At 72.7% G+C, this 12,798-nt stretch carries 7 protein-coding genes; 6 read left to right on the plus strand and 1 reads right to left on the minus strand.

Annotated features, from left to right (window positions below; all coding sequences use genetic code 11):
- Positions 1–178: 178 nt before the first annotated feature.
- Positions 179–1,528: a 4-aminobutyrate--2-oxoglutarate transaminase gene (gene gabT / locus ACZ5XZ_RS35665; protein WP_468986008.1), complete on the minus strand. Its 1,350-nt coding sequence runs from the start codon at positions 1,526–1,528 to the stop codon at positions 179–181.
- Positions 1,529–1,812: 284 nt separating this feature from the next.
- Between gabT and ACZ5XZ_RS35670 the strand changes: the two genes are divergently transcribed.
- The 6 genes from ACZ5XZ_RS35670 (at position 1,813) to ACZ5XZ_RS35695 (ending at position 12,771) form a co-directional block, all read left to right on the plus strand.
- Positions 1,813–4,302 (plus strand): ATP/GTP-binding protein, encoded by a 2,490-nt coding sequence (locus ACZ5XZ_RS35670; RefSeq protein ID WP_468986011.1) that lies wholly within the window; start codon positions 1,813–1,815, stop codon positions 4,300–4,302.
- Positions 4,303–4,489: 187 nt separating this feature from the next.
- Complete coding sequence (locus tag ACZ5XZ_RS35675; RefSeq protein ID WP_468986012.1) at positions 4,490–6,148, plus strand: PucR family transcriptional regulator; 1,659 nt, start codon at positions 4,490–4,492, stop codon at positions 6,146–6,148.
- 191 nt (positions 6,149–6,339) lie between these two features.
- Positions 6,340–7,800 carry an aldehyde dehydrogenase family protein gene (locus ACZ5XZ_RS35680; RefSeq protein WP_384492598.1) on the plus strand — a complete coding sequence of 487 codons (1,461 nt, stop codon included), beginning with the start codon at positions 6,340–6,342 and terminating at the stop codon, positions 7,798–7,800.
- Positions 7,801–8,176: 376 nt separating this feature from the next.
- Positions 8,177–10,096 carry an acyl-CoA dehydrogenase family protein gene (locus tag ACZ5XZ_RS35685; RefSeq protein WP_468986014.1) on the plus strand — a complete coding sequence of 640 codons (1,920 nt, stop codon included), beginning with the start codon at positions 8,177–8,179 and terminating at the stop codon, positions 10,094–10,096.
- A 102-nt stretch (positions 10,097–10,198) separates the two neighbouring features.
- Positions 10,199–11,473, plus strand: a complete 1,275-nt coding sequence (gene dxr / locus ACZ5XZ_RS35690) for a 1-deoxy-D-xylulose-5-phosphate reductoisomerase (RefSeq protein ID WP_468986016.1) — start codon at positions 10,199–10,201, stop codon at positions 11,471–11,473.
- Complete coding sequence (locus tag ACZ5XZ_RS35695; RefSeq protein ID WP_468986018.1) at positions 11,470–12,771, plus strand: M50 family metallopeptidase; 1,302 nt, start codon at positions 11,470–11,472, stop codon at positions 12,769–12,771. The genes dxr and ACZ5XZ_RS35695 overlap by 4 nt, the downstream gene beginning before the upstream one ends.
- The last annotated feature ends 27 nt before the right edge of the window (positions 12,772–12,798 follow it).

The raw sequence follows: 12,798 nt of genomic DNA on the forward strand, positions 1-12,798 counted from the left end.
GCCCCCACCCCCCCCCCCACCCCCCTCCCCCCCCCCCCCCCCCCCCCCCCCCCCCCCCCCCCCCCCCCCCCCCCCCCCCCCCCCCCGGGAACCGTCCGGCGGACCCTGTCCGGTCCGCCGCCTCGCGGGCGCAGGAGCCGCGCGCCGGATCGCGCGCGGTGTGCGGGCCCGCGGTGGATCAGATCTTGGCGAACGCCGCCTCGAGGATGTCCAGGCCCTCGCCCAGCAGGTCCTCGCCGATGACCAGCGGCGGCAGGAAGCGCAGCACATTGCCGTACGTACCGGTCGTCAGCACCAGCAGGCCCTCCTGGTGGCAGGCCTTGGCGAGCGCGCCGGTGGCCTCCGGGTTGGGGTCCTTGGAGCCGGACTTGACCAGCTCGATGGCGATCATCGCGCCGCGGCCGCGGACCTCGCCGATGATGTCGTACTTCTCTGCCATCGCGGTCAGCCGGGCCTTCATGACCTCGCCGATCCGCAGGGCCTTGGCGTTCAGGTCCTGCTCGCGCATGGTCTCGATCGAGCCGAGCGCCGCGGCGCAGGCCACCGGGTTGCCGCCGTAGGTACCGCCCAGACCGCCCGCGTGCGCGGCGTCCATGATCTCCGCGCGCCCGGTCACGGCGGCCAGCGGCAGACCGCCGGCGATGCCCTTCGCCGTGGTGATCAGGTCCGGCACGATGCCCTCGTCCTCGCACGCGAACCACTGGCCCGTACGGCAGAAGCCCGACTGGATCTCGTCCGCGACGAAGACGATCCCGTTCTCCTTCGCGAAGTCGGCGATGGCGGGCAGGAAGCCCTTCGCCGGCTCGATGAAGCCGCCCTCACCGAGCACCGGCTCGATGATGATCGCCGCGACGTTCTCCGCGCCGACCTGCTTGGTGATCTGCGAGATGGCCTGCTCGGCGGCCTCCTGCGCGCAGTTCTCCGGGCCGGTCAGCCAGCGGTAGGGGTAGGCGAGGGGGACGCGGTAGACCTCGGGCGCGAACGGGCCGAAGCCGTGCTTGTACGGCATGTTCTTGGCGGTCAGCGCCATGGTGAGGTTCGTCCGGCCGTGGTACCCGTGGTCGAAGACGACCACGGCCTGCCGCTTGGTGTACGCACGCGCGATCTTGACGGCGTTCTCGACGGCCTCCGCACCGGAGTTGAACAGCGCCGACTTCTTCGCGTGGTCGCCCGGCGTCAGCTCGGCCAGCTGCTCACAGACCTCGATGTACGGCTCGTACGGCGTCACCATCACACAGGTGTGGGTGAAGTCGGCGAGCTGCGCGGTGGCCCGGCGTACGACCGCCTCCGCGCTGTTGCCCACCGAGGTCACCGCGATACCCGAACCGAAGTCGATCAGGGAGTTGCCGTCCACGTCCTCCAGGACGCCGCCGCCCGCGCGCTTGACGAAGACGGGCAGCACGGCCCCGACACCACCGGCCACAGTGGCCTGCTTGCGGGCCCACAGCTCCTGCGACTTCGGGCCGGGGATCGCGGTGACGACGCGACGCTCCTGGGGGAGGGCGGGGCCTCCGGACAGTTCGGTCATGGCAGTCTCCTGGGGTGGAACGGTGAGCTACAGAGGTGTTGTTCTCGCAGGTTAGGGGCGGCCGGGCGGGTCTGGCATGTTCCGTTCGGGAGAAGTGCGCGTGTTGCGTTGTCCGCACCGGACATAGCGAGGGACGGCGGCCAGTAGATTGAGCGACGGCGCGCCGGGCAGCGGTGGGCACGAACGCGGGCATGACAAGGGTAGGGACAGGGCGGCCGCCGACCGACACATCAGCCGGCCCGCCCACGCACCAGGCCACGGCTCAAGGGGGACAAGGGCACCGGATGGACACCGAGGGCACGCACGAGGCACGTAACACCCGCTCCGACCATGTCCCGCGGCCGGCGGCGCCCCCGGAGGCCCCGCCACGGCCCGGTGCGCCGCCGCGGTTCGCGGCCCCGTCCGGCGCGGGCGGCGGTGCGCCAAGGGCAGGTGGTGCGCGAGCCGGTGACGCTCCGCAATCCGCCTTCATGGCCTGGCTGAGCGCGCCGAGAGTCCTGGCGGGGCCGGGTGTCTGGGCCTTCGAGCACCGGCCCAAGCCGAAGGACGAGCCCCAGGACATCGCGGTCCCGCAGCTCATCGCCGGGGCGGTGATCTCGTTCCTGTGCGCCTGGCTGATCTGGTCGCTGCTGATGAACGACTATCTCGGCCCCTACTGGAAATGGCCGCGCGAGGTGATGCTGCCCGACGCATGGCAGACCGGCAATGCCAACATCGTCTCGTCGTTCGTCTACATGGCGCTCGTCCTCGGCGCGATCGTCGTCGTCTTCGGTCGCGTGGGGCGATGGCCCGCGCTCTTCCGCCGGCTGATCGCCCCCTTGGCGAACCGCGTCTGGAACAGGCTTCCTTCGTGGCTGGCACCCAAGGACGCGAGTGCGCTCACCGGCGGCCAGCTGATCGCGCGCGCGGCACTGACCCTGACGCTGGTCTGGTTCCTCTGGCAGTGGTGCATCGACAAGACCACCGATTCGTCCGTCCTGATGCTGCAGTTGGAGAATCTGACGCCGGTATCGGGGCAGGGGGCGTCGTACTTCTACTACGCCACCAGCTATTCGCTCATCGACCTCGGCCTGCTGCTGGCCGTCTTCAACAGGTTCGCCTGCCTGGCGGAGCTGAGGCACCGCTATCTCCCCTCGGGCCGGCGTGCCGCAACCGACGCCGCGAAAGCGGCTGAGAACGGTGGCCGGGTGCTTCCGGTGGACCTGGGAGAGTGGGCCGATCTTCGTGCGGCCGGCGCTCCGGAGGCCGCCGACCGCTTGGCGCACGAAGCGCGGTCCGGGCTCATGAGCGATGTCGATCACGCTCGGATCGCCCGTGCCTGGCAGTCCGTGCGGGCGCAGCCGAGCAGGCTCCCGGCGTTCCTCGACAGTGTGCGCAAGGCCGGTTCCGCCGCCTGCCTGCACCCGTCCGGGGCACGCGATCTGCCGGCCCGAACCGCACAGCACGACCTGCTGACTTCCCAGGTGCGCATCGGCACCGCCTCCGAGGACGTACGCAACCCGTACGACCGGCGGGGAACGGGATGCGCACTCGAACCGGACGTGCTCGGCACGTCGCTGCTGGCGCTCGGTCCGGCGGGCTCGGGGAAGACCACGCGCCTGGTGCATCCGCTGGTGGAGGCCATGTGCCTGCAGGCGCTTGCCGGGCGCGCCGCCGTGGTGTCCGTGGGGACGGCCGGCTCGGCCGCCGCGCCCGACGACGCCTTCGACGCCGTGATCAGGATCGGCCACCGCGACGCGGAGTGCGACCTGGACCTCTACGGCGGAACGACGGACGCCGACGAGGCGGCCGCGATTCTGGCCGAGGCACTGGTGGGGGACCTCGCGGCGACGCTGCCCGGGGGGAACGGGCGGCGCACCGCGACCGTGCTGGGGCAGTTGCTGGGCCCGTTCCAGGCGGCGTACGGCCGGTTCCCCCGGGTACCGGAGCTGCGGGAGCTGCTGGACGGTTCGCCGGAGGCCATGGCGGGGCTGCGGGCCGCCCTGGAGTCGGCGGGGGAGTCGAGCGCCCTGCGGGAGCTGGACGCGCGTGAGCGGCAGGCGGAGCGGCCCGGGGACCCCGGCGTGCTGCTCGCGGACCGGATCGCGCTGCTGGACCGGCCGGCGTTCGCGGAGTTCTTCGACCCGACCGGGCGCTCGCGTCAGGTGTCGCTGCGCTCCCTGGACCATCCGCTGCGCGTCCGGATCGATCTGCCCGAGCGCGGACACGCGGACGCTTCGCGGATCCTGGCGCGGCTGGTGCTCGCGCAGTTCACGGAGTGCGCGGTGGCCCGGACGGACCGGTCGGTCTTCGCCTGTCTGGTGCTTGACGACGCGTCACATGTGATCACCCAGGAGGCGCTGCGCGGACTGCAGCGGCTGCGGACGGCGAACGCGGGGGCGGTGCTGACCCTGCGGGGTCTGGACGACGTACCGGAGTCCTTGCGCGGTGCGCTGCTGGGGGCGTTCGGCTGCCGGATGGCGTTCGCGGGCGTGACGATCTGGGACGGTGAGCGGTTCGCCGAGGTGTGGGGCAAGGCCTGGGTGGAGACCAGGGACGTCACCGACCGGCAGATCGTCTCCGACGAGCCCTTCACCAAGCTCCTGCACTCCATCCGGCGGCTGGTCACCGGCAAGAACGTGACCGCGAAGGCGGTGACGGTACGCACGGTGGAGCGTGAGCGGTGGTCGGCCTCCGACCTCGCCCATTCGGTGCCGCCCGGCCACGCGGTACTGTCCGTGACCTCCGTGAGCGGGGAGTCGGCCCCACCCGTCCTAGTAGACCTCCGCTCCTGACCCCCACCCCTTCGCCCCCCGATGCCGGGCGGCGTTTTCCCGATCATCGGCTGGGTTTGTCCACGGTGGAGGGTCCCCGGATTCCTCCGCTGAGGCAGAATCGACACGGGCCGTTCATACGGGGCGGTGCAAACCATCGGTCGTCGCCCGGGCGTCGGCCGCCGTTGTCGAAGCCATCGAAGGTCTTATGCCGCACACCCTCGCTTCCCTGGTCAACCACACCGCGCTCAAGCTGACCGTGCTCGCGGGCGAGGAGCGGCTGGATGTCCCGGTGCGCTGGGCGCACGCCAGTGAGCTGATCGATCCGGTGCCGTACATGGAGGGCGGGGAGCTGCTGCTGATCACCGCGCTCAAGTTGGACGCGGAGGACGCGGAGGCGACCCGGGCGTATGTGCGGCGGGTCGCACAGGCCGGTGTGGTCGGGCTGGGGTTCGCGGTCGGGGTGAATTACGAGGAGATTCCCCAGGCGCTGGTCGAGGCGGCGCGGGAGCAGGGGCTGCCGCTGCTGGGGGTGCCGCGCAGGACGCCGTTCATCGCGATCAGCAAGGCGGTGTCGGCCGCGGTCGCCGCGGACCAGTACCGCGCGGTCACGGCGGGGTTCGAGGCGCAGCGGGAGCTGACCCGGGCGGCGCTCGGTGCGGAGGGGCCGGCCGACCTGCTGGCCCGGCTCGCCGCGCACCTGAACGGCTGGGCCGCGCTGTACGACGCGTCGGGGGCCGTGGTGGCCGCCGCCCCGGACTGGGCGGCGCGGCGCGCGGCCCGCCTCACCGACGACGTGGCCCGGCTGCGGGGGCGGCCCGCGCCCGCCAGCTCGGTGGTCAGCGACACCGACGGCGACGACCGGGTGGAGCTGCAGTCGCTGGGGACCGGGCGCCGGGCCCGCGGGGTGCTCGCGGTGGGGACCGGCGCGCCGCTGGGGACGGCCGAGCGCTACGCCGTGCACTCCGCGGTCGCGCTGCTGACGCTGACCACCGAGCGGTCCCGGGCCCTGCAGGACGCCGAGCAGCGGCTGGGCGCGGCGGTGCTCAAGATGCTGCTGGCGGGGGAGCCGGACCATGCGCGGGCGGTCGCGGGGCGGCTCTACGGAGGGCTGCTGGACGCCCCGTTCCGGATGGTGGTCGCCGAGCCGGTGGCCGCCGACGACCAGCCGTCGCCGGGCGCGGACGCGGCGGCCGGTTCCGCCGGGGTGCTGGACGCGCTCGCCGACGCGATGGACTCCGCGGCCGCCCGCACCGGTGAGGCGGTGCTCGCCGTCCCGGACGGCGGCCGGCTGATCGTGCTGGTCGCGGACGGCGGGGCGGCCGCCGACGCCTGCGCCGCCTACGCGGCCGAGGTCGAGGCCGAGGCCCGGGCCGGTGCGCAGGCGCGTCCGGGCGGGCGGCCGGGGCGGGCCGAGGCGGCGCACGGCGGCGCCGGCGTGGCCGTCGGGCTGTCCGCGCCGACCGGCCCGATGGCCGCCGCGAACGCCTACCGGCAGGCCGAGCAGGCGCTGTCGGTGGCCCGGCGGCGCGGGCGCGCGCTGGTCGAGCACGAGGACGTGGCGGCGGGATCGGTGCTGCCGCTGCTCGCCGACGACGCGGTGCGGGCGTTCGCCGACGGGCTGCTGCGGGCGCTGCGCGAGCACGACGCGACCGGCCGCGGCGACCTGGTGGCGTCGCTGCGCGCCTGGCTGGCCCGGCACGGCCAGTGGGACGCGGCCGCCGCCGACCTGGGCGTACACCGGCACACGCTGCGCTATCGGATGCGGCGGGTGGAGGAGATCCTGGGGCGCTCGCTGGACGACGCGGACGTACGGATGGAGCTGTGGCTGGCCCTGAAGGCGACCTCGGCGCCCAAGGGGGAGTGAGACCGGCCCTCCGGCACGGGGAACCCGGGCCGGCGCCCGCTCCACGGCGGAGAGACACACCCGCTGATTTCTACGCTTCGGACAAACGCCATGGCGGCGCCGCACCCCTACCGTGGGGGCAGACCACAACCGCGGAGCCGCTCCCCGAGCGATGCGCACCACTCACCACTTCTGAAGGGCCGGGTTCCACTGTGCCGATCCCCACTGATGCAGCCCCCACCGCCTTCTGGCTCGCCGGCCGCGAGGCCACCGGCGAGGCCACCTTCGATGTCACCTCCCCCTGGGACGGACGTCTCGTGGGCACGGTGAGCGTTCCCACCGAGGCCCAGGTCGAGGAGGCCGTCGCCGCCTCCGTCGCGGTCCAGGACGAGTTCGCGGCGACTCCCGCGCACGTCCGGGCCGCCGCCCTGGACCATGTGCAGCGCCGGCTGGTGGAGCGCACCGAGGAGATCGCCCGGCTGATCTCCGCCGAGAACGGCAAGCCCATGAAGTGGGCCCGCGGCGAGGTCGGCCGGGCGGTGTCGGTGTTCCGCTTCGCGGCCGAGGAGGCCCGCCGCTTCAACGGTGGCGAGGCCCAGCGCCTGGACACCGACGCGGGCGGCGCCGGTCGGCTCGCGCTGACCCGCCGCTTCCCGCGCGGCACGGTCCTGGGCATCGCGCCGTTCAACTTCCCGCTGAACCTCTGCGCCCACAAGGTCGCCCCGGCCATCGCGGCCGGCGCCCCGATCATCCTCAAGCCGGCCCCGGCCACCCCGCTCTCCGGCCTGATCCTCGGCGAGCTGCTGGCCGAGACCGACCTGCCGGCCGGTTCCTGGTCGATCCTCCCGGTGCCCAACGACCGGATGCCGGCGCTGGTGCAGGACGAGCGGCTGCCCGTCGTCTCCTTCACCGGCTCCGAGAAGGTCGGCTACGCGATCCTGGACTCCGTGCCGCGCAAGCACTGCACCCTGGAGCTGGGCGGCAACGGCGCGGCCGTCGTGCTGCCCGACTGGTCCTCCGAGGCGGACCTGGACTGGGCCGCGCAGCGGATCGCCGTCTTCTCCAACTACCAGGGCGGGCAGTCCTGCATCTCGGTGCAGCGGGTCATCGCCGACGCGTCGGTCTACGACCGGCTCGTGCCGAAGATCGTGGCGGCCGTCGAGGCGCAGGTCACCGGCGACCCCTCGGACGACGCGACCGAGGTCGGCCCGCTGGTGAACGAGGACGCGGCCAAGCGCGTCGAGTCCTGGGTGGACGAGGCCGTCGAGCGCGGCGCGAAGCTGCTCGCCGGCGGCAAGCGCGACGGCGCCTCCTACGCGCCGACCGTCCTCGCGGACGTGCCCGCCGACGCCACCCTCGCCTGCGAGGAGGTCTTCGGCCCGGTGCTCACCCTCACCAAGGTCGACGGCGTGGACGAGGCGTTCGCGGCCGTCAACGACTCCAAGTTCGGCCTGCAGGCCGGTGTCTTCACCCATGACACCCAGACCGCCTTCCGCGCCCACCGCGCGCTGGAGGTCGGCGGTGTGGTCATCGGCGACGTGCCGTCCTACCGCGCCGACCAGATGCCCTACGGCGGCGTCAAGCAGTCCGGCGTGGGCCGCGAGGGCGTGCGCTTCGCGATGGACGACTACACCTACGAGCGGGTCCTGGTCCTCACCGGACTGCCCCTCTGACCCGTCCCCGACCCGGTCCGGACCGGTGGACAGCGACGGCCGTGCCTTGGGCCGTATCACCGTCCGGACCCCGGCCGGCGCACCCCCCGGCGCCGGCCCTCGACGCGGCGCGCTCCGGCAACCTGTTTCCGGAGCGCGCCGCGTCCCCCGTTCACCCGCGTCCGCACCCCCCGAAGGGCTGATGCGGCCGGGCCGGTTCAGGATCGCGCCGGGGCGTAGGCGCCGTATGGCCGGGACGCACCGTCCGCCCCGCCCCCTCGCGTACCTCCAGTGGTGCAACCCGCGCGGATCGGGTAACTCTCACAAGTAGCGCTGTCCAGCGGCCGACCGGCCCGCCGGCGCAGAACTGCCGACCCCGCGGCGAGGTGAGCTCCTGATGACCGCTCCATCCATCCGCAACGTTTCCGAGCGCGAAGCACGCCAGGTCGCCGAGGCGGCCCGCGAGCAGGACTGGCGCAAGCCCAGCTTCGCCAAGGAACTGTTCCTGGGGCGCTTCCGGCTCGACCTCATCCATCCGCACCCCACCCCCGCGGCCGACGACGTGCGCCGCGGCGAGAAGTTCCTCGCCACCCTGCGGGACTTCTGCGAGACGCAGGTCGACGGCGCATGGATCGAACGCGAGGGGCAGATCCCGGACGAGACGGTCGCGGGGCTCAAGGCGCTCGGCGCGCTCGGCATGAAGATCGACCCGAAGTACGGCGGCCTCGGCCTCACCCAGGTGTACTACAACCGGGCCCTGTCGCTGGTCGGCACCGCCAGCCCCGCCATCGGCGCGCTGCTCTCCGCGCATCAGTCGATCGGCGTACCGCAGCCGCTGAAGCTGTTCGGCACCCAGCAGCAGAAGGAGACCTTCCTGCCGCGCCTGGCCCGCACGGACATCTCGGCGTTCCTGCTGACCGAACCCGACGTCGGCTCGGACCCGGCCCGCCTGGCGACGGTGGCCGTGCCGGACGGCAAGGACTACGTGCTCGACGGCGTGAAGCTGTGGACCACCAACGGCGTGGTCGCCGACCTGCTGGTGGTGATGGCGCGGGTGCCCGCCTCCGAGGGGCACAAGGGCGGTATCACCGCCTTCGTCGTCGAGGCCGACTCGCCCGGCATCACGGTCGAGAACCGCAACGCCTTCATGGGGCTGCGCGGTCTGGAGAACGGCGTGACCCGCTTCCACCGGGTACGGGTCCCCGCCGACCACCGCATCGGCCCCGAGGGCGCCGGCCTGAAGATCGCCCTGACCACCCTGAACACCGGACGGCTCTCGCTGCCCGCGATGTGCGTGGGCTCCGGCAAGTGGTGTCTGAAGATCGCCCGGGAGTGGTCCGCCGCCCGTGAGCAGTGGGGCCGGCCGATCGCCAAGCACGAGGCCGTCGGCGCCAAGATCTCCTTCATCGCCGCGACCACCTTCGCCCTCGAAGCGGTCGTCGACCTCTCCTCCCAGATGGCCGACGAGAACCGCAACGACATCCGCATCGAGGCCGCGCTCGCCAAGCTCTACGGCTCCGAGATGGGCTGGCTGATGGCCGACGAGCTGGTCCAGATCCGCGGCGGCCGCGGCTTCGAGACCGCCGACTCGCTCGCCGCCCGCGGTGAACGCGCCGTCCCGGCCGAGCAGATGCTGCGCGACATGCGCATCAACCGGATCTTCGAGGGCTCCACGGAGATCATGCATCTGCTGATCGCCCGGGAGGCGGTGGACGCGCATCTGTCCGTCGCCGGCGACCTCATCGACCCCGACAAGTCCCTCGCCGACAAGGGCCGGGCGGCGGCCAGGGCCGGCGGTTTCTACGCCCGCTGGCTGCCCAGGCTCGTCGCCGGACCCGGCCAACTCCCGCGTACCTACCAGGAGTTCGGGCGTCTCGCGGAGCACCTGCGGTATGTCGAGCGGACCTCCCGCAAGCTCGCCCGCTCCACCTTCTACGCGATGTCGCGCTGGCAGGGCCGGATGGAGACCAAGCAGGGCTTCCTCGGCCGGATCGTCGACATCGGCGCCGAACTCTTCGCGATGAGCGCGGCCTGCGTACGCGCCGAGCACCTGCGCGAGACCGGCGAACACGGCCGCGAGGCCCAGCAGCTGGCCGACGTGTTCTGCCGGCAGGCCCGCATCCGCGTCGAGGAGCTGTTCGGCCGACTGTGGACGAACACCGACGAACTCGACCGCAAGGTCGTCTCGGGAGTCCTCGACGGCAGCTACAGCTGGCTGGAGGAGGGCATCATCGACCCCAGCGGCGACGGCCCCTGGATCGCCGACGCCACCCCGGGCCCGAGCCGGACGGACAACGTCCGCCGCCCCCTGGGCTGAGCCACCCCTGCCGGGGCCCGTCCGCGAAGATCCGCCGGGCGGGCCCCGCACTTGTGCGGCCAGGTGTCCACGGCACCCCGGCGACCGGCCACAATGGACCACATGACGGACTCCCTCGCCCATCCGCTCCTGCGCTTCGAGCCGGCCGCCGGCCCCCTCGACGACCCGCGCGGCCCCCGCTCCATCGTGGTCCTCGGCTCGACCGGCTCGATCGGCACCCAGGCGATCGACATCGTGCTGCGCAACCCCGACCGCTTCCGGGTGACGGCGCTCTCCGCCGCCGGCGGCCGGACCGAGCTGCTCGCCGAGCAGGCGCACCGGCTGCGGGTGGCCACCGTCGCGGTGGCGCGCGAGGACGCGGTGCCCGCGCTGCGCGCGGCGCTGGCCGCCCGGTACGGCGCGGGCGAGCCGCTGCCGGAGATCCTGGCCGGCCCCGACGCGGCCACCGAGCTGGCGGCCTCCCCCTGCCACACCGTCCTCAACGGCATCACCGGCTCCATCGGCCTCGCCCCGACCCTGGCCGCCCTGAAGGCGGGCCGGGTACTGGCGCTGGCCAACAAGGAGTCGCTGATCGTCGGCGGACCGCTGGTCAAGGCGATCGCCCGCCCCGGCCAGATCATCCCCGTCGACTCCGAGCACTCCGCGCTCTTCCAGGCGCTGACCGGCGGCGACCGCGCCGAGGTCCGCAAGCTCGTCGTCACCGCCTCCGGCGGCCCCTTCCGCGGCCGCAGCCGGCGTGAGCTGGCCGAGGTCACGCCCGAGCAGGCGCTGGCCCACCCCACCTGGTCCATGGGCCCGGTCGTCACCATCAACTCCGCGACCCTGGTCAACAAGGGCCTGGAGGTCATCGAGGCGCATCTGCTCTTCGACGTCCCCTTCGACCGCATCGAGGTGGTCGTCCACCCGCAGTCCTACATCCACTCGATGGTGGAGTTCACCGACGGCTCCACGCTCGCCCAGGCCAGCCCGCCCGACATGCGGATGCCGATCGCGCTGGGCATCGGCTGGCCCGAGCGGGTCCCGGACGCCGCCCCGGGCGTGGACTGGACGAAGGCGCAGACCTGGGAGTTCTTCCCGCTCGACGAGGCGGCCTTCCCGTCCGTCCCGCTGGCCCGCCACGTCGGTGATCTGGGCGGCACCGCCCCGGCCGTCTTCAACGCGGCGAACGAGGAGTGCGTGGAGGCGTTCCTCAAGGGCGGGCTGCCGTTCACAGGGATTGTGGATACCGTCGCGGAAGTGGTCGCCGAGCACGGGACGCCGTCCAGGGGAACCTCCCTGAGCGTGGCGGACGTCCTGGAGGCGGAGACCTGGGCGCGCGCCCGCGCCCGCGAACTGGCCGCCCGTGCGGCACGGACACCTTCGGAGGCTCGCGCATGACGACCTGGATGACCATTCTCGGCATAGTCGTCTTCGTCGTCGGCCTGCTGTTCTCCATCGCCTGGCACGAACTCGGCCATCTCTCCACGGCCAAGATGTTCGGTATCCGCGTGCCGCAGTACATGGTGGGCTTCGGGCCGACGCTCTTCTCCCGCAAGAAGGGCGACACCGAGTACGGCATCAAGGCCATCCCGCTCGGCGGCTACATCCGCATGATCGGGATGTTCCCGCCCGGGGACGACGGGAAGCTGCAGGCCCGCTCCACCTCGCCGTTCCGCGGGATGATCGAGGACGCCCGCTCGGCGGCCTTCGAGGAGCTGCAGCCGGGCGACGACAAGCGGCTGTTCTACACGCGCAAGCCCTGGAAGCGCGTCATCGTGATGTTCGCCGGGCCGTTCATGAACCTGATCCTGGCGGTCGTGATCTTCATGAGCGTGCTGATGGGCTTCGGCATCAACACCCAGACCACCCAGGTCGGCTCCGTCTCGGAGTGTGTGATCTCGGCCGCCGCCAAGACCGACAAGTGCCCCACGGGTGCCAAGGACTCGCCGGCCAAGGCCGCGGGCCTGCGCGCCGGCGACAAGATCGTCTCGTTCAACGGCGACGCCGTCCCGGACTGGGGCACCCTGCAGCAGCAGATCCGCGACACCACCGGGCCCGCGACGCTGGTCGTCGAGCGGCACGGCGTCCGCAGGACCCTGCACGCCGATCTGATCGAGAACAAGGTCGCCAAGACCGACGGGCACGGCGGCTACGTCCCCGGCGAGTTCGTCACCGCCGGGTTCCTCGGCTTCACCCCGGCCAGCGGCGTCGTCCCGCAGAGCTTCGGCCAGTCCGTGGACCGCATGGGCAACATGGTCGAGCAGGGGGTCTCCTCGCTGGTCAACCTGCCGTCGAAGGTCCCGGACCTGTGGGACGCGGCCTTCAACGGCGGCGAGCGCAAGCAGGACTCCCCGATGGGCGTGGTCGGCGCGGCCCGGGTCGGCGGCGAGGTCTTCTCGCTGGACATCCCGCCGGAGCAGCGGGTGGCGACCATGCTCTTCCTGGTCGCCGGCTTCAACCTCTCGCTGTTCCTGTTCAACATGCTGCCGCTGCTGCCGCTGGACGGCGGGCACATCGCCGGCGCCGTGTGGGAGTCGGTACGCCGGGCCTTCGCCAAGATCGTCCGGCGCCCGGACCCCGGTCCGTTCGACGTGGCCAAGCTGATGCCGGTCGCCTACGTGGTCGCCGGGATCTTCATCTGCTTCACGCTGCTGGTGCTCGTCGCGGACGTGGTGAATCCCGTGAAACTGACCTGACGGCGATTGTCCGGAAGACGGGTTTGG

Source organism: Streptomyces sp. NPDC033270 (assembly GCF_055576575.1).